Origin of the sequence: Cloacibacillus evryensis DSM 19522, from assembly GCF_000585335.1 — a bacterium.
Classification (GTDB): Bacteria; Synergistota; Synergistia; order Synergistales; family Synergistaceae; genus Cloacibacillus; species Cloacibacillus evryensis.
The window spans coordinates 2,885,364-2,905,676 of the sequence record NZ_KK073872.1 but is presented as its reverse complement, the minus strand read 5'-3'; the positions used below and the strand labels follow the sequence as shown (position 1 = coordinate 2,905,676).

The window sequence follows — 20,313 nt, the reverse complement described above, 5'->3', positions numbered from 1 at the left end:
TATGAAAATACTGGCGGTAAATCCCGGCTCCACTTCGACGAAGATCGCGGTCTTTGAGGACCTGCGGCCGCTCTTCGAGGCGGGCGTAGAACTTACGGACGTCCGGAGATCCGCCTTTGCCGCCGTGCTCGACCAGCTTGAGATGAGATGCGCGCTGATATCGCGGGCGCTCTCCGAAGCGGGTTTTGCGGAAGATGTTTTTGACGCCGTGGTGGGGCGCGGCGGCCTGCTTGCGCCGATGCCCTCCGGCACATATCTCGTCAACGACGCGATGAAAGATTATTTAACGGAGGCCCCGCGCGGCGAACACGCCTCCAACCTCGGAGCCTTCATCGCGGAGCGCTTCGCCGGATGTTCGGGCTGCCGGGCCTATATCGTCGACCCGGTTTCAGTCGACGAGCTCTCCGACGTGGCCCGCATATCCGGCGCGCCCGAGATCGAGCGCGGCAGCCTCGTACATGCGCTCAACCAAAAGGCGATGGGACGAAAAGCGGCGGCGGCGTTCGGGAAACGCTATGAAGACTGCCGCTTCGTCGTCGCCCACCTCGGCACGGGAGTGACGATCGGCGCGCACGACCGCGGCAGGATCGTCGACGTCATCGGAGCGAAGGCGGACGGCCCATTTTCCGCGGAGCGCGCCGGCGGCCTGCCGGTCGACGCGGTGGTCGAACTCTGTTACAGCGGGAAGTATACGCTGGCGGAACTTCGCCGTAAGCTGCTCTCGGGCTGGGGCATCGTCTCCTATCTCGGCACGCGCGACCTGCGCGAAGTATTGAAGGCGGCGGAGGGCGACGCCCGCGCGAAATTGGTGCTCGACGCCTATGTCTACCAGATAGCGAAGGGGATAGGCGAGCTCGCGGCCGTGCTTGACGGCGAACTCGACGCGGTGATCCTCACCGGCGGCATGGCTCACTCGCGCGAGCTGGTGGAACTGGTCGGCAGGAAGATAAAATTCCTCGGCAAGACCGTCGTCCTTCCCGGCGAAAACGAGCTTGAATCGCTCGCCGCGGGCGCTTTGCGCGTCCTGCGCGGGGAGGAGCGCGCGAAGATATATCCCACGGGAGAATACGCCTGAGCGCCGCCGGCCTATCGGCAAATCCCACGCCTCGGATCGGGCCCGCGCTCTCTTAAAAGATTACCGTTAATATTGATAAAACGCCTCCGCGAAATTATTTTTATTCGTCAAATAACAGAATAAATCTCCCTTTATCCACAAAAACTTTACATAATTAAAACTACCTATCGTGAATGCCGCAATACTGCCGTACTCTTTGTCAGGGCCGTAAACTAAGATGTTTCATAGAAAGGAAGCGAGGCGGTGTGAATATAAAAACAGGGAGTGAATAACGTGCGCACGCTTACAGTTATCATTATACTGGGGTTGTCGTTGGCCTTTTGGGCGGCCTCCCTTCGCTTTAAAGAGATGTCGGAATGGGTAAAACAATAATTGAAATCAAAAGATAAAGGTGGATGAAGCATAATGCTTATTTCTGAAAATTTAACAAAAGAAGATCTATTGAAAAACAAAACAAGGTTCTACTGGACCGGTGCGCTGATGTTATTCACGGGCTTTATCGCCCTTTGGATGCCGCTGATGGCCTCTTTCGCGATAGAGTTGCTGCTGGGCTGGCTGCTGGTGGTCGCGGGATGCGCTCAGGCATACGGAGCCTACAAGGCGTTCAAGGACAAGACCGGCGGCTGGTGGGAGGTATTCAGCTCCCTCTGCGCCTTCGTCGCGGGATTCCTTTTTATCACCAAGCCGCTTGCTGGCGTGCTGACGCTTTCGATCCTTCTGTCAGCCTATTTTCTCGTTGACGGCGTTACAAAGATCATCCAATACTGGAACATCCGCCACATCGACGGCGCGATCTGGACGCTGGTCTCCGGCATCCTCGCTCTTGTGCTCGCCTGGCTCATGTGGCAGAACATGGTCACCGGCATCGCGATGATCGGCGTCGTCCTTGGAGTCGACTTCATCTTCGGAGGCATGAGCATGATGTTCCTCGGCAAGGGATGCTCGCAGGCGGCGGAAAAACAGGGATAGTTTATCATTCGACTAAAAACAGGAAACCTCGGCGCGAGGCAGCATAGATAGATAACCGCACATTGAAGGGCCGCCCCGGAAAACATTTTCGCCGGGGCGGCCTGCAGTCCTACATCCCGTATTGCGGTCCGACGTACTCGGTCGGGTTCAGGGCGCTTTCAAAGTGTCGTATCATCGTGATGAAGTCGAAGACCGGCAGCCCGGTATGGCGATGGACGGCGGCGGCAAAGGGCGGCAGGTCGCTGCATTCGAGCTGGATCGCGGCGACCTCGGGATTCTCCGCTAACATGCGGTCGCAGACCTCGAGTATCTCGCGCTCGACAATGTCGGTGTCCATCGTTCCCTTCTCTTCAAGGACGGAGGAGCGGAACTCGTCTTTACTCTCCATGCCGTAGAGCACGACCGGCATATCGGCGGTTATGCCGACGTTGCGCAAGTGCTGTTCGGTCATGACGGAGGCGTTTGCGGAGATGATACCAACCTTCTTGCCCCGCTTGAGGGTACGCACGATGAAAGGCACCTGCAGCATACTGGACATAAATACGGGGACGTCGACGGCGTCGGCGATCTCCTGCTGGAAGAGGGCCATGAAGCCGCAGGCTCCCGTTATCGCGCGCACGCCCTCGGCCTCGAGTTTCTGCGCGCCTTCGACGAATGGCGCGAGCAGCGACGGATCACGCTGGTTCAGCAGACGGTCGATCGAAGCTCCGCGCACCTCATGGTAGCGGACTGGAAACGGAAATGTGGTGGCGTTGCCGACATTTCCCGGGACACAGGGATAGGCCGCGTCTAAAATCAGGATTCCGACCGGCTCTCCATCCCATGAGCGTGACTTTGATTTGATTGTGTAGAACGGCAAAACGATTCCCCCCAACTGAATGATAAAAACAAAATAATTTTTATAAATGTACCATTTTTTGTACTCCAATGTCAATAGATAAGAAAAATGAGAGAATTTAAATAATAATATCTGTACTTTAAAAAATTACATATATGTTATATAATGGCTCCATAAAAACTGGGAAACGGAGTGGTTGTAATGTACAAGAAATCGATGCTTTTGCTTTTCGCGCTGATAGCCTCCGCGCTTTTCGCCTCGTCGGCCTTCGCCCTCGGCAGCGGCGCGCAGGTAAAGAATTTTACGCTGAAAGATCTTTCCGGCAAGAATGTCTCGTTGGATCAGTACAAGGGCAAGGTGGTCGTGCTCAACTTCTGGGCGACCTGGTGTCCTCCCTGCCGCAACGAGATGCCGGAATTCGACGAGATGAACAAGGAATTTAAAAAGTCCGGCGGCGCGGTCCTGCTGGCCGTCAATATGACGGACGGCCGCCGCGAGACGAAATCAAAGGTCGAGAGTTTCATGAAGGATGCGGGCTACACGATGACCGTCCTGCTCGACAGTAATCAGGAGCTTGCGGAGTATTTCGGTATCCGCTATATTCCCAGCACCTTCGTGATAAACGGGGAGGGCAAGCTCACCGGCCAGATACAGGGCGGCACGACGAAGGCCGCGGTGTTGAAGCTGGTCGAAGAGGCAAAAAAATAGCATGACGGGCGAGCTGCCCCTCCTCTTTCTGGAGGGATTCCTGGCCTTCATATCGCCCTGCATGCTGCCGATGCTCCCCGTATACCTGATGTATCTTGCGGCGGAAACGGAGAACGGGAAGCGCGCGAGCGTCGTCAATACGTTTGGCTTCGTCGCCGGCTTCACGCTGATTTTCATGGCGATGGGAGCGACCGCGACGTCTCTGGGCGCGATACTCAACGATCACAGGCTGCTGCTGCAGCGCGTAAGCGGCGTCGTGATAATGATATTCGGCCTGCACTTTCTCGGCGTATTCAATATCGGTTTTCTCGACGTTGAGAAGAAACTTGACGTCAAGGTAAAGCAGAGCGGCTTCGTCGGCGCGCTGCTCTTCGGCGCGGCCTTTTCGCTCGGCTGGACGCCCTGCCTCGGCCCCTTCCTCGGTTCGGCGCTGATGTTGGCCGGCAACGGAAAAACGGTGGGCGAGGGGATATTCTACCTCTTCGTCTTCTCGATGGGGCTCGGCATCCCATACATTCTCGCGGCGCTCTTCTTTACGAGGATAAAGGGGATATTCCAATGGCTGCGGCGCAACGGGAAGATCATCAAGAGGGTATCAGGAGCGATACTGGTGGCCGCAGGGCTGGGGATAGCGACGGACTACTTTGCCTATTGGGCCTCTCTTTTCGGTTAAACAGGTAAATCGGCGTTTATACGCACCGCTGACTTAGCTCAACAAGGCCGGAAAATCCTCGACGCACCAAAGTGCGCCTGCGGTTTTCCGGCCTTATTTCGCGTCGTCATCGGCACGTCTAAACGCCGATTTACGCGATTGCGGGGAAAGATAAACAGCGATTTATACTTTAAAAGCCTCCCTCGCCGAGGGAGGTGGGCCGGCGCGCGATTTTGCGCCGGGTCGGAAGGAGTGTTGCACTGTGCGGCGCATGTTTTCAGCGCCACGCAGTGCCCGCGGCGGAAGCCGCGGAAGGCCAAAGACAAAACCAAGGTCAAATCTCCTCCACCCGCCTGCGGCGGGAGCTAAGCGACTCGCACAAAACGAAAAAACATCGTTTTGGCTCCCTGCTTATCGGAGAGGGAGCCTTTTAAAGAGCAAAGCTAAACCCGACGACTCTAGGCTCCGGCTCGGAGGCCGGAGCGACGGAAGGGCGCTAAATCCCCGTTTATCTTTCCCACGCCCGAAGGAAATCAGCGTTTATAGGCAGTGAGCTAAAACGCCGGTTTTGCGTTTTGTGTGATAAGTGAGACAGAAAATCTTTGATTTTCGTCGCCGAATTTAGTTTGTTCACCAGAAGCGCGGGTCGCTAAAGATACCCGGCTTCATTGCCTGGCGTTTTTCGCCTTCAGGAAGCCTTCCAGCTCGGTGATGAGCATGCCGATTATTATCAGGATGCCGCCGACGGCGCCCTGCAGGTGGAAGGGGTCCTGGCCGCTGGCGACGGCGAGGATGTAGCCGAAGAGGCCCTCCAGTGAGAAGATGACAGCCGCGTGAGTGGCGCTGGTCTTTTTCTGGGCGCGGAACTGGATGATGAAGCAGAGGATGGTGTTGCAGAGCGAGACGCAGAGCAGCGAGGACCAGATTTTCACGCTGAAGGTCATTGGGTTCGGGATCGGTTCAAAGATGAGCGCCAGTGCGGCGAGGATCACCGAGAGCATGATGATGTGCAGCGCGACGAGCCGCGTGGGTTCGACGCGCCGCACGCAGTAGTCGGCTCCAAGCACCTGTGCCGCGTAGAATATCGCCATAATAAAGGAAAGCAGGTCGCCGAAGTTGAACTCCATGCCGGGGGTGAAGCCCATAACGAGAAGTCCTACCGTGGTCACCCCAGCTCCCGCGAAGAGCCAGACCGAGGGGCGCACGCTGTATAGTATCCAGACGAAGATCGGCACCAGTATCACGTTGAGGCCGCCGATGAATGCCTGTTTGCTGGCCGTGCTGTAGACTAGGCCGAAGGTGAGCGATACGAATACGCAGGTGAGGATGGCTGTTTGGATGAAGGATACCTGCCAGTCACGCTTCGTCGAGGTCAATATCGTCTTTGGAAACATCAGGATGAGGAAAAAGGAGGCGAGCAGCATCCGCAGCGCCACGGCCCAGAGCGGCGTCAGCCCGCGCGCGAGCACCGCAGAAAGCGGAATTCCCGCGCCCCAGATGAACGCGACCAAGACAAGCGCCATGTCGGCCATCAGCACCGACCGGTAGTTTGACGAATTAGAACTCATAGTGCCCCCTCGCGCTTCAGCGCACGCAGTATTTGATAACTTACCTTATCTATCTTTTTCATGAAATAATAGGCGGAGATGGTGCAGAATATCCCGCAGATGAAGAGCGCCCAGGCGGTGCCGACGATGTCGCCGAGCTTGCCGGAGAGCAGGCTGCCGAAGGGCGGGATGCCGACGATCGCGAGCGTGTAGAGCGCCATGATGCGGCTGCGGCTCGCGTCGCCGCTCATGGTCTGCATCAGGGTGTTGCAGGCGATGGTGCAGGTGACCATGCAGAAGCCGACCGGCGCCGCGAGAATGATGCCGAGCGGGATGCTGCGCGACAGTGAGAAGAGCATCACCGAGACGCCGAAGCCGAGGCAGGTGCGCGTGCACCACCAGGAGTAGTCGGCGGTGGTCTTGCGCGAAGCCATCAGCAGGGAGCCCGCGAGCGCGCCGACCGCCACGCCCATCAGAAGCAGGCCGAGCGTCTTGGAGCTGCCGCCGAGGACGCTTTTCGCCATCGCCGGCATCAGGATGATCGTGGGGAAGGAGAAAAATCCCGTTATCGTTATCAGCGTTAAAAAGTAACGGTAGGGGGCGAAGCGGCGCGCCATCTTGATCCCCTCCCAGGTGTCGCGCAGCGGATGGCTTTCGCCGCCGGTCTTACCGATGGGTGGTTTCTTCATCCTCATGCTGCGCAGCGCCCCAAGCGTCGTCAGATAGCAGAAGCCGTTGGAGAAGAAGCAGAAGCTCTCGCCGAAGGCGTGGATGACGAAACCGCCGACGGTAGGCCCGATCATGCGCGCCGTATTGAAGAGCGTCGAGTTGAGCGCCACGGCGTTGGCGACGTCGTCCTTGCTTTCCACCATGTAAGAGACGAGGGAGTAACGCGTCGGCAGCTCGAAGGCGTCGATCAGGCCCCGTGATATGGCGAGTATGATGACCAACCGGAAGGTTATCAGCTCTGTGAGCGTGAAAAAGGCGAGCGTAAAGGCGATGCCCATACACCCAGCCTGCAGATAAAAGAGGGTCTTCCTCAGGTCGAGGCGCTCAATGACCGCGCCCGCGAAGGGAGATAAGAGGCAGATCGGCAGCGAAGCGACAAAGTCCATCAGGCCGAGGGCGCTGTTCGAGTCGGTGAGACGGAATACCAGCCAGCCGACGGCCACGCGGTGCATCCACAGCCCCGTCATCGATACGGTCTGCGCCGCGAAGAAGAGCCGGTAATTTCTGCTGTTGAGCGCGCGCAGCGCGTTAGGGAAGTTCATCGCCTATATCCCAACGACGACGGAGCCGACAATGATGAGGGCGACGCCTATCCACTGCGGCTTCATCAGGCGCTCCTTGAGGACGAAATGGCCGAAGAGCGCGGCGATAAAGGGACTGGTCGCCGTGATCGCCGTTACGATCGCCACCGGCATCACGACCAGGCAGGCGGCGTAGGCGATGGAGCCGAGGCAGAGGCCGATAACGGACGCTCCCGCGAAATAAAGGGCCGCGGCAGGCGATACTTTTAGCAGCGGGACCGTCGACTCCGGCCGGTATTTTACGACGACTATACGCGCGATGACGGAGATGACGAGAAAGGCGAAGGAACGGTAAAAGGTCACCTCAGTCGGGCTGAGCCCGGAAGTTACGATCACAAGTTTCGTCAGCGGAGCCGAGAGGGCCCAGCAGCATCCCGCGGCGATGGCGAAAGCGAAGCCCTTCATCAGCCGCCGCTTGTTGTGGAGCGCGCGCGCCACGTCGTTTGTCTCTTTGCTCCCCTCCCCGCCGAAGCGAAGCAGCAGAACACCGAAGACGACTACGATGACGCCCCAAAGGATCTTTGCCGTTACCGGCTCTCCGAGCAGCAGCCAGGAGGTGAAAATGACCAGTATCGGATAGCCGTTCGCCACCGGGATGGCGAGGCTGACGCCGATCTCGCGAATGGCGACGAAGTAAAAGAGGTCTCCCAACAGATAACCGGCAAATACTCCCGCGAAGAGATAGAGATATACAAGCGGCGAGGTGACCAGCGTTATATCGCCGCCGGTGTTTATCAGGGCAATGATGAGCGAGGCTGCGAAAAAAGGAACCGCGCGGTAAGGGTTTATTTCATGTATCGAACATTTAGATATGGCAACCCCATGATTGACCATGATAGGCGATACTGCCCACATCGCGGCGGCAAGAAAACTGAGCAGAAAACCCCATAACGGCATCGGCAGACCCTCCCTGTACACCTGATATATTTTACACGATTTTTATATATAGCGCGTGAGATGGACGGCTCACTTTTTGCTTTTTTGTGATATAGTGTGCGTTACTAGAAAAAAATAAGGAGACGTGAGCGGAGAATGGATTTCTTCATCCACACATTTGAGGCGGTTACGTGGCAGAGTCTTGTAATGATGGGCGTAGGCGGCCTGCTGATATACCTGGCGGTAAAAAAAGAATTCGAGCCTAATCTGCTTCTGCCAATGGGTTTCGGTACGATCCTTGTAAACCTCCCCCTCTCGTCGGCGCTTGACCAGATAGCGGGCGGCAAGCTCATCGAGGGAGCCCTCTCAATGTTCTTCAAGATCGGCATCGCCACCGAGATCATGCCCTTGCTGATCCTGATAGCTGTCGGTGCGATGTGTGACTTTACGCCGCTGCTCTCCAACCCGAAAATGTTCCTCTTCGGACTCACCGCCCAGATGGGGATATTCCTCACCATGGGGCTGGCGCTCTTCTTTGGCTATAACGTCTACGAGGCGGCCTCGATCGGCATTATCGGCGCGGCGGACGGGCCGACCTCTATCTATGTCTCGTCGCGCTTCGCGCCTAATCTGCTGGGGCCGATCTCTGTCGCCGCCTATACTTACATGGCGCTCGTGCCCCTTATCCAGCCGCCGGTGATCATGGCCCTCACGACGCAGAACGAGCGCCGCATGAAAATGCCGTACGCCGACAGGCCTGTATCGCGCCGTATGCTGATACTATTCCCGATATTCATAACCATCCTCGGCGGCATCATCGCGCCCGCCTCCGTCTCGCTGCTGGGCTTCGTCATGTTCGGAAACCTGCTGCGCGTCAGCGGCGTCACCGACCGCCTTTCAAACGCCGCGCAGAACGAGCTCGCCAACATCGTCACCATCCTCCTCGGATTCGCGATCGCCGCGACGATGACGGGCGAAAAATTCGTCAACCTGAACACCCTTGTGATAATCGCCATGGGACTCGTCGCCTTCGTGCTCGACACGGCGGGCGGCGTACTCACAGCGAAGCTGCTGAACCTCTTCCTGCCGAAGGACAAACGTATCAACCCGATGATCGGCGCGGCGGGGATCTCCGCCTTTCCGATGTCCGCGCGGACCATCCAGCGGATGGGACAGAAGGCCGACCCGGCAAACCACCTGCTGATGCACGCCGTCGGCGCGAACGTCGCCGGCCAGATAGGTTCGGTCCTCGCCGGAGGTGCGCTGCTGGCGTATTTGGGATGATGCCGCAGAAAATATATTCCAAATTTTACGTGTAGCTATGCTATAATATCCCAGATAACATGTCATTAGCAGTAATATCGTTAATGACATGCCTTTTTATTACATACAAATACGAATTACATTTTGTAGCGGGGGTAAATAATGGATAACTACAAAAATATGGAAATGCTTCCTGAAGACGACGGCGATGAAATGTCTATGCTGGACATCCTGATAGTCCTTGCGGAACAGAAAAGGCTGATAGCCGCTGCGACTATTTTATTTGCATTGGCCGGCCTGGCATACGCGATATTCTTCACCGTGCCAAAGTACAGCAGTGAAGTACAGATGATGCCTATCTCCTCAAATGTAATCGATAAAGGGGAGTTTTCCGTCTATATGCCGGCCAACATCGTGAACGGCATCATTGTCAGCAACGCGATGATGGACGCCGTCATCGACGAATTCAAGCTCATGAATAAAGACGGCAAAGCTGTGTCGAAGATAGCCGCGCGCAGAGAGCTTGAGAAAGATATTAAAGTAGACGCGGATAAAAACGGTGTCGTAACTCTGGAAGTAAAAGCGGACGCACCGGATAAGGCCATGAAAATTGCGGATTTTATATACGAGAAGACAAACGCGGCCCTCCAGAAGATGGGGGTATCCGCCGCGATAACGGATAAGAATGCCTTCCTCGAGAAAACTATCAAAGATAAATTTGACGAAATACAAAAACTGGAGACGCCGCAGAACGATACATCAAAAATGGCTTCCGTGCTTGAGTTGTACACGATCATTTCCCAGTATGACGAAAATAAAAAAATAAAAGATAAAAGCCCTGTCGTCCTGCAGCTGATATCTCCGGCCTCTATTCCGGACGAAAAAGCTCCGCAGGGCCGGGGAAAGATCGTCGCGCTTTCCACGCTGCTGGGGCTCTTCTGCGCCGTAACGCTTGCCTTTGCGCGCCATTTCTGGAAATCATGTGAAAACGACCCGGTGACGGCGCAGAAAAAAGCCCTTCTCAAAAAACTGATCGGCTTTAAAAAAGTGTAGTCATGCTGAAGGGCGACCCCCTATACAGAAAGATGCTGCAAATGATCCTCTGGTTCGGCTTGCGCAACCGCCGCGTGCTGCTGGTGGATATCGTCTGCCTTGTCGGAGCCGTTTTTGTCGGATACTCCATGAGGCTTTCCTACCTTCTGGGCATGAAGTATTTCCACGACTTCCTGATGACGGTGCTGGCCTTTTCTCTGGTCATAATTTCGGCTCTGTTCGTCGGCAAGACTTATACCGTGGTCTGGACGCGCGCCAGCGTCGAGGAATACGCACGTTTCGCACGCTGGTACTGGATCGGCGTCGTCGCTTTCGTCATGCTCAACTACTTTACGCGCATAGTCACCGTGCCGCGTTCCTCTTTCCTGATATTTATATTGCTCGCGGTCATGTTCATGACAGGCGTGCGCGCCATGTGGCGGCTCGCCGCGGTAAACCGCTGTCCTCATGATGTTGCGGTGCAGCGCGTGCTCATTGTCGGAGCGGGGGAGGCCGGTACGCTGATGGCGCGAGATCTTCGCAGAAACTCCACCACCATGGATCCCATTGGGTTCATCGACGACGACCCCACTTTAAAAGATATGTCCGTCGCCTCGTTAAAAGTCCTGGGAACCAAAAAAGACCTTTCCACGATAATCAAGCGCTGTGCGATAGATACCGTGCTGATAGCGATCCCGTCGGCTACCGGAGCGCAGATGCAGGAATATGTGGATATACTCAGTAAAGAGAATGTCACCGTCCGCGTGCTGCCGAGCCTGCTGACACTCGCCGACGGGCAGGTCAGCGTCAGCAGACTGCGCTCCGTGAACCTTGAGGACCTTCTGCGCCGCGACCCGATCAAGCTGGACAACGAAAACATCGCCGCCATCATCAAAGATAAAATAGTTATGGTAACGGGGGCCGGCGGTTCCATCGGCTCCGAAATATGCCGCCAGGTGCTGGCGCGCGGCCCCAGAGCGTTGGTGGCCCTCGGCCACGGGGAACAATCGATATACTTGCTCCTTGAGTCTCTGCGCGACGAGGGTATAACGATACCCGTCATACCGGTGATAGCCGATGTCGCTGATGAGACGACCATGAAAATGGTCTTTGAAAAACACCGGCCGCAGACGATCTTCCACGCCGGGGCCCACAAACACGTGCCGCTGATGGAAGACAACCCGCGTGAAGCATTGCGCGTCAACGCCTTCGGGACGTGGAATATTGCGACGCTGGCCGGTAAAAACAGCGTAGAGCGCTTTGTGATGATCTCCACCGACAAGGCGGTACATCCCACCAGCGTGATGGGGGCGACGAAGCGCGCCGCCGAGCGTCTGCTGCTATCAGCCCAGCATGAATATCCGTCTACCAAGTACATGGCCGTGCGCTTCGGCAACGTGTTGGGCAGCCGCGGCAGCGTGGTGCCGAAATTCGAGCGCCAGATAGCCGCCGGCGGCCCGGTAACCGTCACCCATCCCGATATGAAGCGTTACTTCATGCTGATACCGGAAGCCGTCAGCCTCGTCCTCCAGGCAGGAGCCATGGGAGAGGGAGGCGAGCTCTTCGTCCTCGACATGGGAGCGCCGGTGAAAATATCCGAAATGGCTGAGACATTGATCCGCCTCCACGGCTACGAACCGCATAAAGACATCCAGATAAAATACACCGGCATCCGCCCCGGTGAAAAGCTCTATGAAGAACTCTTCTACGACCCCAACCATGTGGACGTGACCGCGCACAAAAAGATATTCAGGGCCAAGCTGACTCCGGAAAAGGACACCATTCTTGAGACGGTGCGCGATATGATATGCGGAAAATACGGTGAAGACACAGCGAAAATCAAAGCTAAGATATTGAGCTTAGGCTGCGAAGGAAAACAACAATGATCCCGGATTATTCAAAAGCCGAAGATTCCGCCATAGAATTTAAAGAGGCTCTTGAGGAGAAAAAAGTCAGAAGTTGGCTAAAGTCAGTATCTGCCTTTGCCAACACGTGCGGCGGGAGTGGAACGGATACCCCATATTTTTACACAAGCGATGGAAATAATATCGCTTATGTACGTCAGGGCAATCAATCCATTCCCTGCCCGAGACACATGCTCATGTCTTTGACCCTAAAGGGACAAAACAGAACTTATGACAGTTATCCAAGCGCTTATAAGTCGAATGAGCTCAATTTTCTGGCACTGGCCGCGTCATACAAAATCAAGACTGCGACTGATTTTGAGCCTGAACGCGATTTGGTCTCTTTTGGCTTGCTTGATTATAGAAGCGGTTTTTTGACCAACGCCGGCGTCCTCTTCTCGGATCAGGCCCCATATAGACATTCGTCTGTTTTTTGTACTCGCTGGAACGGATCGACAAAGGGAACTATTGGTGACGATGCCCTTGATGACAAAGAATATTATGGAAATCTTCTTTATCTGCTGGAGAATGCGGAGACCTTTGTAAAGAATAATTCAAAGAACAAATGGAGCATCATGGGAATGACGCGCGAGGAACGTCCTGACTATCCTCAGGCAGCCGTGCGCGAAGCGCTGATCAATGCCCTTATGCACCGTGACTATCAGATAATAGGCTCTGAAATTCATATTGATATGTATGACGACAGATTGGAAATCACTTCTCCCGGAGGAATGCCGGAAGGGCATCTAATTCAGGAACTGGATCTCAACCATGTCCCCTCATTGCGCAGAAATATAATCATCTCCGACCTATTCCACCGCATGCATCTTATGGAACGCCGGGGAAGCGGGATAACGCGCATACTCAGAGCCTATGAACGGATGGGAAGAAAACCATTGTTCTACTCTGAGTCATCTTATTTTACCGTTATGATGCCTAATGTTAATTATATCGATAAAAGACAAAACGATTCTTTTGACGATGCCGATCAAAGAAACCGTGAATGGCTGATTGCGGATAAAGCGGGGCCGAGTCGAGGCCGAGTCAGGGCCGAGTCGGGGCCGAGTCAGGACTTAATCAGCTGCAAATAGATGGCCCCCCAAAGTTTTACATAATGCGCCTTTGCAAGCAAGGGCCGGTATCAGTTTCCGAGATAGCGGCAAAATTCGGACAAAAACAGCCCTCCGGTCACTTGAAACGGCTTGTTCGAGAGATGAACAGAGATGGAATCCTTGCATTTACAATACCAGAAACGCCGCGCAGCCGCCTGCAGAAATACAGGCTCACCGACAAAGGACGGAATCTGTTAAGCGGCGAATCCCTGACGTTAGCTGAGGATAAGGATGAAACTTTGTAACAGACAATATAAAAATCAGGCCAGGCTGCACACGTGTCAGCTAATATTCAGAAAAACGATAAATAGCGTGTTTATGCCTCTAAGCCTTCCTCCTGATAAAGACTGGCTCGTCCGCCGGTCTTGCGGCGAGACGCGCCTTGCGTGCTGTCCGCGAAGCGGACAATAGGAATTTCCTTAGCACGCATGGTGTGCCGAATCGTTTCTCGGCTGAAGGAGTGTTGACCTCCATTGGCAGAGAATCAATGAGAAATATAATAGATGATAATGAGAAAAATAACGCGTCATTGGCAAAATATAGCTATGAAAAAGTAAAAACATCGTTTAGAATATGCGTGATAGAAAAGGCCTTTAGAAGTTTTGTAGGTTGTGCCAGTGTCAACTGGTTTATAAAGATTATAAGCATATCTAGGAATATAAAAATTTAATGCAGCTTAGCAGCAAAAATATGTTATGTAGAAAGGAGATGTGGAAAATGTATATGCCGATCAAACGCGCGCTGGATATTGTCCTTTCACTGTTAGGGTTGCTGTTCCTCTCCCCTGTCTTTATTGCCGTCATAGCGGCAATAAAACTGGATTCGTCCGGCCCCGTCCTTTTCAAGCAGAAACGTTTCGGTATACACAAGTCATACTTCGACATCTATAAATTCAGGACGATGAGAATAGACACGCCAAAGGATATGCCGACTCATCTGCTGTCCAATCCTGATGCCTATATCACAAAGACAGGAAAGTTTCTGCGCAAAACGAGTTTAGACGAATTACCACAGATAATAAATATACTAGTAGGGCAAATGTCCGTCATCGGCCCGCGCCCCGCGCTCTGGAACCAGTACGACCTCATCGCCGAACGCGACAAATACGGAGCCAACGACATCCGCCCCGGCCTAACCGGCTGGGCGCAGATAAACGGCCGCGACGAACTGCCGATAGAGGTAAAGGCCAGATACGACGGCGAATACGTAAAGAAAATGAGCTTCCTCTTCGACTGCAAATGCTTCATCGGTACCATCGCCTGCGTACTGAAAAAAGAGGGCGTCGTAGAAGGCGGCACGGGTGTTATTATGGCAAAGCAAAGAGAACAAGGAAAATCTGATTTTACCTGCGATGCTAATTTTAATAAAACACAAGGAATGCCAAGAGAATGAAAATCCTTGTCTTCTGTCAATACTATTATCCGGAAAATTTTCAGATCAACGACATTTGTGAGCAACTGGCACATGACGGAAATGATGTAACAGTTATCACAGGGCTCCCAAATTATCCGTCAGGGATTATTCCTGACGAGTATAAGTATGGGCAAAAGCGTGATGAAATCATCAACGGCGTTCATGTTATTCGTTGTTTTGAAATTGGCCGCCGCAAAGGGACGCTAGGGCTTGCTGTCAATTACCTCAGTTATTGTATATCGGCAACATTCATGGCAAAAAGATTGCCCGATGATTTTGACGTGGTGTTCGTATATCAGCTTTCTCCCGTGCTAATGGCTATTCCAGGCATTAAATATGCTCGTAAGAATAAAACTCCGTTGCTGCTTTATTGTTGTGACCTTTGGCCGGAATCCATGAAGTTGATTGTCAAGAAAGAAAGGAGCTTTTTCTTTCAGATAATCAAAAAAATCAGCACTTCTATATACATGGATTGTAGTCGAATCCTGACACAATCGAGCAGCTTTGTTTCATACATGGAACGTGTGCACATGATTTCTTCCGACAAGTTATCGTATCTTCCTGCGTTCGCAAGCGATGATTATCTGGAAGCAAATTTCACTCCTGATGACAGTACCGTAGATTTCATTTTTCTTGGCAACGTTGGAATTGCCCAGAATTTAGAGGAAGTCATAGAGGCGGTAGCGACATTAGGGGATTTGCAGCGCTTTATCCTTCACATTGTGGGCGACGGCTCAAGCCTTGCCGGGTTAAAGCTAAAAGTTTCAAATATGGGGCTGGATGAAAAAGTCCGTTTTTATGGTCGCCGTCCGGTTGAAGAAATGCCGAACTTTTATAAATTAGCGGATGCCTGCATTGTTTCACTCAAATCGGATAATTTGACAGGCCTGACACTCCCCTCAAAAGTACAGGGCTATATGGCGGCAGGAAAACCAATTATAGGAATGATTGACGGCCCCGCAAAGGAAGTTATTCAAAAATCCGGCTGTGGAATCTGTGTGCCGTCGGGAGATGTACAAGGAATGAGCAACGCTATGCGTGAGTTTATCACCCATAAGGATAGATACAAAAATTGTGGAGCTAATGGCCGCAAGTATTTTGCGGATCATTTTAGCAAAAGAGTATTTATGTCCACTCTTTACAACGAATTAAACGAATTGAGGAGTAAGAGAAATGTCCCTGTATTTTAATAATGAAATTTTATTAATCACGGGCGGCACGGGTTCTTTCGGTCACGCGGTCCTCGACCGTTTCCTTTCTACGGACATAAAAGAAATCCGCATCTTCTCCCGCGACGAGAAGAAACAGGACGACATGCGCACCGAATATCACAATAACGAGAAGATAAAATTCTACATCGGCGACGTGCGCGATATAAACAGCGTCAAGAACGCCATGCACGGCGTAGATTACATCTTCCATGCAGCCGCTCTGAAACAGGTGCCCTCCTGCGAGTTCTTCCCCATTGAGGCGGTGAAGACCAACGTCATCGGCACGGGCAACGTCCTCTCTGCCGCCATCGAATACGGCGTGAAAAAGATCATCTGCCTCTCCACCGATAAGGCCGCCTATCCCATCAACGCCATGGGCACATCCAAAGCCATGATGGAAAAGGTCGTCGTCGCAAAGTCACGCACCGTGTCGGAGGATAAAACCGTTATCTGCTGCACGAGATACGGCAACGTCATGGCCTCGCGCGGTTCCGTCATTCCCCGTTTTGTGGAGCAGATAAAGGCGGGGCAGCCGATAACCATCACCGAACCTGCCATGACCCGCTTTATCATGAGCCTTGAAGAGGCGGTGGATCTGGTGATATTCGCCTTCGAACATGCCGCAAACGGCGACATCATGGTCCAGAAGGCCCCTGCCTGCACCATAGAGGTACTGGCCCAGGCGATAAAAGAGTTATTCAACCCCGACGCTGAGACAAAGATCATCGGCATCCGCCATGGAGAGAAAATGTACGAGACCCTCCTGACCAAAGAAGAATGCGCCCATGCAGAAGACATGGGCAACTTCTTCCGCGTCCCCTGCGATAAGCGCGACTTGAACTATGAGAAATACTTCAATATAGGTACGCCAATAGAAAATACTGTCTATGAATTCAATTCCAATAATACGAAACGTTTACGCGTCGAGCAGGTTAAGTCAAAGCTGATGTCCCTGCAATACATTCGTGACGAATTAGATTATAAAGGAAAAAGAATCAGATGAAGTATTTAGTTCTCGGCAGTAATAATATGGTGGGCCATGTAGTTGCGTTATTTTTGATTGAACATGGCAATGATGTGTTGGGGTATGATGATTTACCGTCCCCATTATTCCACAGTATCGGTGCAAGTTTATACGATCTCAGAGCGTTAAAAGCTTGTATCGTAAAGGGTTCTTTTGACGCAGTTATAAACTGTACTGCTGTCATTAACGAATTCGCTGAACAGGATAAAGCGGAGGCTGTATTTATTAATGCCTTCATTCCGCATTACCTTGAAAAAATCACGGTTGGAACCCAGACAATTGTCGTTCACAGAAGTACGGATTGTATTTTTTCTGGAAAACGCGGGCGTTACCAACTGAGTGATACGCCAGATGCAGATAGTTTCTATGCCAGAACAAAAGCTATAGGAGAAATTATCAACAGCAAAGACATTACTATCCGTACGTCGCTGGTTGGCCCAGAGTTGAATCCATCGGGGGCAGGGCTGCTGAATTGGTTTATGGGGCAAACTGGTCAGATAAATGGTTTTACAAAGGCAATCTGGACGGGACTATCCACAGTGGAGTTTTCTAAAGAAATAGATTCGTTGGTAAGAATGCGTGCTCATGGTCTATTCCAGTGTGTTCCGGCAACGTCAATAAGCAAATATGACTTGCTAAAGCTCTTTGCGAAAACCATGTGTGTCGACAAGCAAATCATACCAGCCGAAAACAGATTCGTGGATAAATCCTTAGTGCAATCGATAGAAGATTATCAATTAAAGATTCCTTCATATGAAAACATGATGACGCAAATGGCAGAATGGATAACGCAACACAAGAACTTATATCCACATTACTTTATACAAGGAGAAAAATGATGAGCAAATTAAAATTAATGGTAGTAATAGGAACACGTCCTGAAATTATCAAATTATCTGAAATCGTGAAGAAGTGCGATAGATACTTCAACTTAAGTCTGGTACATACCGGACAAAATTATGATTACACGCTGAATAAGCTGTTCTTTGACGAATTAGGCCTGCGCGAGCCTGATTATTATCTTGATGTTGTTGGTAAAAACCTAGGCCAAACCATGGGTAATGTAATTACCAAGTCTTATGAATTATTCAATGCGGAAAAGCCAGATGCCGTGCTTGTACTTGGGGATACCAATTCTTGCCTCTGTGTTATTTCAGCAAAACGCCTCAAAATTCCAGTTTTTCATCTTGAAGCGGGGAACCGTTGCAAAGATGAGAATCTGCCGGAGGAAGTCATTCGTCGTATTGTTGATGTTACCAGCGATGTCAACCTCTGCTATTCTGAAAACGCCCGCCGGTATATTCTGGATACGGGGGTTAAACCTGAAAATACTTTTGTTGTCGGGTCAACTATGGCAGAGGTATTAACTGCAAATATTGATAAAATTAACAGCAGCCAAATCCTGGAAAAACTCGACTTGAAATCTCAAAAATATATTTTGCTCTCAGCCCACAGGGAAGAGAACATAGACATCGAGAAAAACTTCTTCGCCCTTATGAATGCGGTAAACGCGATGGCGGAAAGATACGACATGCCGATTCTCTATTCGTGTCACCCGCGCTCCCGGAAGTACATAGAACAGCGCGGCTTTGTCTTTGACAAGCGCGTGCTGCAGCATCAGCCGCTTGGCTTCTTCGACTATAACAAACTCCAGCAGAATGCTTTCTGTGTGGTATCCGACAGTGGAACTGTCCCCGAAGAGGGCTCCTATTTTAAATTCCCCGCCGTCTCCATCCGCACATCGACAGAGCGCCCGGAGGCGATGGATAAGGGGATATTTACCATTGGTTCTATCACCACGGAACAGGTGCTTCAGGCGGTCGATCTGGCCGTATCTATGCACGCAAACGGCGATGATGGGCTGACAGTCCCAGCTTATGCTGATGAAAATGTGAGCGTTAAGGTCGTCAAGATAATTCAAAGCTACACCGGCATTATTAATAGTATGGTCTGGAGAAAACAATGAAGCTATTAGATTGTATGTTGCAAAAGGAATTATCTTCCCTCGAATATTTTCCTATTGTTCACACTATGGCTAACTCAGAACAAATTGTGGCTTTGGATAAATTAACTAGCGATGTAAAAATTATCTTGCACTATACAGGAACGGTTAAAACAACATCAGGTAGAATATCATGAGCAACTACTGCGTTATAAGTTTCATCAATATCAACAATATTCCATATGCAAATAAATACATCGGAGCTTTATCAAAAGGTAACGACTTTTGTGATGTCATATACTGGGATCGATATGGAAACGATATTGAATACGAGGAAAGCAATGTAAAGTACATTCCATATAGTTGTAAGATCACACATAAAACAGGAAGAATTCACAAATATGTTAAATACATAGGTGTTATCCAATTTATAAGGAAAAAACTAAAAGAAAAGTCCTACGCGGGTGTGGTCTTATTGCAAACTCATGCTGCTGTTGCATGCGCTGACATTCTCATTCTTCGTTACTGTAAGCAATATATTGTTGATATTCGGGACTATACACTAGAGGGTTTTCGTTTATATTATGCTATTGAAAATATTGTTATTAAAAATTCATATGCTGCCGTTATTTCTTCTCCAGCATATCAAAAATTTTTACCTATGTCCCACCAATATGTGGTTGCTCATAATTTTACACAAGTCCAACCAGAGATGCTAGAAAAAATCATCACGTTACAACGCGAGAGACATGAAAGAGGGAAATTTGTAATTTCATATATAGGTACAGTGCGCTTCTATGAAATGGACATGAAGCTTATCAAGTTGTTTGCAAACGATGAGAGATTTGTACTGGAATATATAGGTAGTGGAGCTTCTGGTTTAAAATCATATTGTGAAGATAATCATATTTGCAATGTAAACCTAGTAAACGAATTCTCTCAAGACAAAACTTTTGAATTTTATATAAACACAGATTTTATCAATAATCTATATGGATATGGGAGTAAGTACCTAGACTTTGCCCTATCAAATAGGCTATACCATGCAGTGCAATTAGGTATTCCAATATTGGTTTGTAAAAACACATATATGGCTGAGATTGTTGAAAAATACAAAGTTGGCTTTGTCTTTGATTTTGATGAGCCAGGTATCAAAGAGCGTCTGATCAATTACTACCATAACAACATTGATGATATTATAAAAAATAATGCAGTAACTTTTCTTAGTAAAGTCCTCCATGATAACACATTGTATGAACAAATGATATTAAGATTTGTTAATGATACTAATATGCATTGAAGAAAAGAGTTTAAAATTTATTATAGAAATGGATCAATCATAATAGTCCCAATTTATTTGCCCTGATTGGCTAACGTATGGGAATAAGCATAAAAAGCAGGATAAAGTCTTGCTGAGCGCCGTATTTGATGGACAAA

The 20,313-nt window shown here is 50.9% G+C and carries 20 protein-coding genes; 16 read left to right on the top strand and 4 right to left on the bottom strand.

Going from position 1 to position 20,313, the window contains the following annotated elements; all coding sequences use genetic code 11:
- Position 1: 1 nt before the first annotated feature.
- Both buk and CLOEV_RS13020 read left to right on the top strand, forming a co-directional pair.
- Positions 2-1,075, top strand: a complete 1,074-nt coding sequence (buk, locus tag CLOEV_RS13025) for a butyrate kinase (protein WP_034444238.1) — start codon at positions 2-4, stop codon at positions 1,073-1,075.
- Positions 1,076-1,516: 441 nt separating this feature from the next.
- Positions 1,517-2,044, top strand: coding sequence for an HdeD family acid-resistance protein (locus tag CLOEV_RS13020; RefSeq protein ID WP_245591132.1), 528 nt, complete (start codon positions 1,517-1,519; stop codon positions 2,042-2,044).
- A 109-nt stretch (positions 2,045-2,153) separates the two neighbouring features.
- Here CLOEV_RS13020 and CLOEV_RS13015 read toward each other — a convergent pair whose 3' ends face one another.
- Entirely contained in the window at positions 2,154-2,903 is a 750-nt protein-coding gene (locus CLOEV_RS13015) for an aspartate/glutamate racemase family protein (protein ID WP_008710123.1), read from the bottom strand.
- A 180-nt stretch (positions 2,904-3,083) separates the two neighbouring features.
- On the opposite strand from CLOEV_RS13015, the gene CLOEV_RS13010 reads away from it, so the two are divergent.
- Positions 3,084-3,590 carry a TlpA disulfide reductase family protein gene (locus CLOEV_RS13010; protein WP_008710124.1) on the top strand — a complete coding sequence of 169 codons (507 nt, stop codon included), beginning with the start codon at positions 3,084-3,086 and terminating at the stop codon, positions 3,588-3,590.
- 1 nt (position 3,591) lies between these two features.
- A complete protein-coding gene (locus CLOEV_RS13005; RefSeq protein ID WP_008710125.1) occupies positions 3,592-4,263 on the top strand; it encodes a cytochrome c biogenesis CcdA family protein in 672 nt (223 codons plus the stop codon).
- Between the two features lie 644 nt (positions 4,264-4,907).
- Here the strand turns inward: CLOEV_RS13005 and CLOEV_RS13000 are convergent.
- From CLOEV_RS13000 to CLOEV_RS12990, 3 genes are read right to left on the bottom strand one after another with little or no spacing between them, the layout of a single operon-like run.
- Positions 4,908-5,810: a DMT family transporter gene (locus tag CLOEV_RS13000; protein WP_034444233.1), complete on the bottom strand. Its 903-nt coding sequence runs from the start codon at positions 5,808-5,810 to the stop codon at positions 4,908-4,910.
- The gene (locus CLOEV_RS12995; RefSeq protein ID WP_051485092.1) at positions 5,807-7,060 is read right to left on the bottom strand and encodes an MFS transporter; all 1,254 of its coding nucleotides are present in this window, start codon (positions 7,058-7,060) and stop codon (positions 5,807-5,809) included. The genes CLOEV_RS13000 and CLOEV_RS12995 overlap by 4 nt, the downstream gene beginning before the upstream one ends.
- Before the next feature lie 3 nt (positions 7,061-7,063).
- The gene (locus tag CLOEV_RS12990; RefSeq protein WP_008710140.1) at positions 7,064-7,996 is read right to left on the bottom strand and encodes a DMT family transporter; all 933 of its coding nucleotides are present in this window, start codon (positions 7,994-7,996) and stop codon (positions 7,064-7,066) included.
- A 135-nt stretch (positions 7,997-8,131) separates the two neighbouring features.
- On the opposite strand from CLOEV_RS12990, the gene CLOEV_RS12985 reads away from it, so the two are divergent.
- The 12 genes from CLOEV_RS12985 (at position 8,132) to CLOEV_RS12940 (ending at position 20,176) form a co-directional block, all read left to right on the top strand.
- Positions 8,132-9,259 (top strand): sodium ion-translocating decarboxylase subunit beta, encoded by a 1,128-nt coding sequence (locus CLOEV_RS12985; RefSeq protein WP_008710141.1) that lies wholly within the window; start codon positions 8,132-8,134, stop codon positions 9,257-9,259.
- A 141-nt stretch (positions 9,260-9,400) separates the two neighbouring features.
- Complete coding sequence (locus CLOEV_RS12980) at positions 9,401-10,291, top strand: Wzz/FepE/Etk N-terminal domain-containing protein (RefSeq protein ID WP_034444230.1); 891 nt, start codon at positions 9,401-9,403, stop codon at positions 10,289-10,291.
- 2 nt (positions 10,292-10,293) lie between these two features.
- The gene (locus tag CLOEV_RS12975) at positions 10,294-12,156 is read left to right on the top strand and encodes a polysaccharide biosynthesis protein (protein WP_051485091.1); all 1,863 of its coding nucleotides are present in this window, start codon (positions 10,294-10,296) and stop codon (positions 12,154-12,156) included.
- Positions 12,153-13,265, top strand: a complete 1,113-nt coding sequence (locus CLOEV_RS12970) for an ATP-binding protein (protein ID WP_051485090.1) — start codon at positions 12,153-12,155, stop codon at positions 13,263-13,265. The genes CLOEV_RS12975 and CLOEV_RS12970 overlap by 4 nt, the downstream gene beginning before the upstream one ends.
- Positions 13,266-13,288: 23 nt before the next feature.
- Entirely contained in the window at positions 13,289-13,531 is a 243-nt protein-coding gene (locus tag CLOEV_RS17605) for a Fic family protein (RefSeq protein WP_425393609.1), read from the top strand.
- A gap of 472 nt (positions 13,532-14,003) precedes the next feature.
- The gene (locus CLOEV_RS12965) at positions 14,004-14,678 is read left to right on the top strand and encodes a sugar transferase (RefSeq protein WP_051485089.1); all 675 of its coding nucleotides are present in this window, start codon (positions 14,004-14,006) and stop codon (positions 14,676-14,678) included.
- Positions 14,675-15,889 carry a glycosyltransferase family 4 protein gene (locus tag CLOEV_RS12960; protein WP_034444228.1) on the top strand — a complete coding sequence of 405 codons (1,215 nt, stop codon included), beginning with the start codon at positions 14,675-14,677 and terminating at the stop codon, positions 15,887-15,889. Before CLOEV_RS12965 ends, CLOEV_RS12960 begins: the two co-directional genes overlap by 4 nt.
- Positions 15,873-16,913 carry a polysaccharide biosynthesis protein gene (locus tag CLOEV_RS12955; RefSeq protein ID WP_034444226.1) on the top strand — a complete coding sequence of 347 codons (1,041 nt, stop codon included), beginning with the start codon at positions 15,873-15,875 and terminating at the stop codon, positions 16,911-16,913. The genes CLOEV_RS12960 and CLOEV_RS12955 overlap by 17 nt, the downstream gene beginning before the upstream one ends.
- A complete protein-coding gene (locus tag CLOEV_RS12950; RefSeq protein WP_034444224.1) occupies positions 16,910-17,773 on the top strand; it encodes an SDR family oxidoreductase in 864 nt (287 codons plus the stop codon). The genes CLOEV_RS12955 and CLOEV_RS12950 overlap by 4 nt, the downstream gene beginning before the upstream one ends.
- Positions 17,773-18,900, top strand: coding sequence for a non-hydrolyzing UDP-N-acetylglucosamine 2-epimerase (gene wecB, locus CLOEV_RS12945; RefSeq protein ID WP_034444221.1), 1,128 nt, complete (start codon positions 17,773-17,775; stop codon positions 18,898-18,900). Before CLOEV_RS12950 ends, wecB begins: the two co-directional genes overlap by 1 nt.
- A complete protein-coding gene (locus CLOEV_RS16950) occupies positions 18,897-19,073 on the top strand; it encodes a hypothetical protein (RefSeq protein ID WP_156938431.1) in 177 nt (58 codons plus the stop codon). Before wecB ends, CLOEV_RS16950 begins: the two co-directional genes overlap by 4 nt.
- On the top strand, positions 19,070-20,176 hold the full coding sequence (locus CLOEV_RS12940; RefSeq protein WP_034444218.1) for a glycosyltransferase family protein: 1,107 nt from the start codon (positions 19,070-19,072) through the stop codon (positions 20,174-20,176). The genes CLOEV_RS16950 and CLOEV_RS12940 overlap by 4 nt, the downstream gene beginning before the upstream one ends.
- Positions 20,177-20,313: the final 137 nt, after the last annotated feature.

What these genes read in the sequence shown, in the direction of transcription:
- buk (WP_034444238.1), top strand. Translation starts at nt 2, where the DNA reads ATGAAAATACTGGCGGTAAATCCCGGCTCCACTTCGACGAAGATCGCG.
- CLOEV_RS13010 (WP_008710124.1), top strand. Translation starts at nt 3,084, where the DNA reads ATGTACAAGAAATCGATGCTTTTGCTTTTCGCGCTGATAGCCTCCGCG.
- CLOEV_RS13005 (WP_008710125.1), top strand. Translation starts at nt 3,592, where the DNA reads ATGACGGGCGAGCTGCCCCTCCTCTTTCTGGAGGGATTCCTGGCCTTC.
- CLOEV_RS13000 (WP_034444233.1), bottom strand. Translation starts at nt 5,810, where the DNA reads ATGAGTTCTAATTCGTCAAACTACCGGTCGGTGCTGATGGCCGACATG.
- CLOEV_RS12995 (WP_051485092.1), bottom strand. Translation starts at nt 7,060, where the DNA reads ATGAACTTCCCTAACGCGCTGCGCGCGCTCAACAGCAGAAATTACCGG.
- CLOEV_RS12990 (WP_008710140.1), bottom strand. Translation starts at nt 7,996, where the DNA reads ATGCCGTTATGGGGTTTTCTGCTCAGTTTTCTTGCCGCCGCGATGTGG.
- CLOEV_RS12985 (WP_008710141.1), top strand. Translation starts at nt 8,132, where the DNA reads ATGGATTTCTTCATCCACACATTTGAGGCGGTTACGTGGCAGAGTCTT.
- CLOEV_RS12980 (WP_034444230.1), top strand. Translation starts at nt 9,401, where the DNA reads ATGGATAACTACAAAAATATGGAAATGCTTCCTGAAGACGACGGCGAT.
- CLOEV_RS12975 (WP_051485091.1), top strand. Translation starts at nt 10,294, where the DNA reads ATGCTGAAGGGCGACCCCCTATACAGAAAGATGCTGCAAATGATCCTC.
- CLOEV_RS12970 (WP_051485090.1), top strand. Translation starts at nt 12,153, where the DNA reads ATGATCCCGGATTATTCAAAAGCCGAAGATTCCGCCATAGAATTTAAA.
- CLOEV_RS17605 (WP_425393609.1), top strand. Translation starts at nt 13,289, where the DNA reads ATGCGCCTTTGCAAGCAAGGGCCGGTATCAGTTTCCGAGATAGCGGCA.
- CLOEV_RS12965 (WP_051485089.1), top strand. Translation starts at nt 14,004, where the DNA reads ATGTATATGCCGATCAAACGCGCGCTGGATATTGTCCTTTCACTGTTA.
- CLOEV_RS12960 (WP_034444228.1), top strand. Translation starts at nt 14,675, where the DNA reads ATGAAAATCCTTGTCTTCTGTCAATACTATTATCCGGAAAATTTTCAG.
- CLOEV_RS12955 (WP_034444226.1), top strand. Translation starts at nt 15,873, where the DNA reads ATGTCCCTGTATTTTAATAATGAAATTTTATTAATCACGGGCGGCACG.
- CLOEV_RS12950 (WP_034444224.1), top strand. Translation starts at nt 16,910, where the DNA reads ATGAAGTATTTAGTTCTCGGCAGTAATAATATGGTGGGCCATGTAGTT.
- wecB (WP_034444221.1), top strand. Translation starts at nt 17,773, where the DNA reads ATGAGCAAATTAAAATTAATGGTAGTAATAGGAACACGTCCTGAAATT.
- CLOEV_RS16950 (WP_156938431.1), top strand. Translation starts at nt 18,897, where the DNA reads ATGAAGCTATTAGATTGTATGTTGCAAAAGGAATTATCTTCCCTCGAA.
- CLOEV_RS12940 (WP_034444218.1), top strand. Translation starts at nt 19,070, where the DNA reads ATGAGCAACTACTGCGTTATAAGTTTCATCAATATCAACAATATTCCA.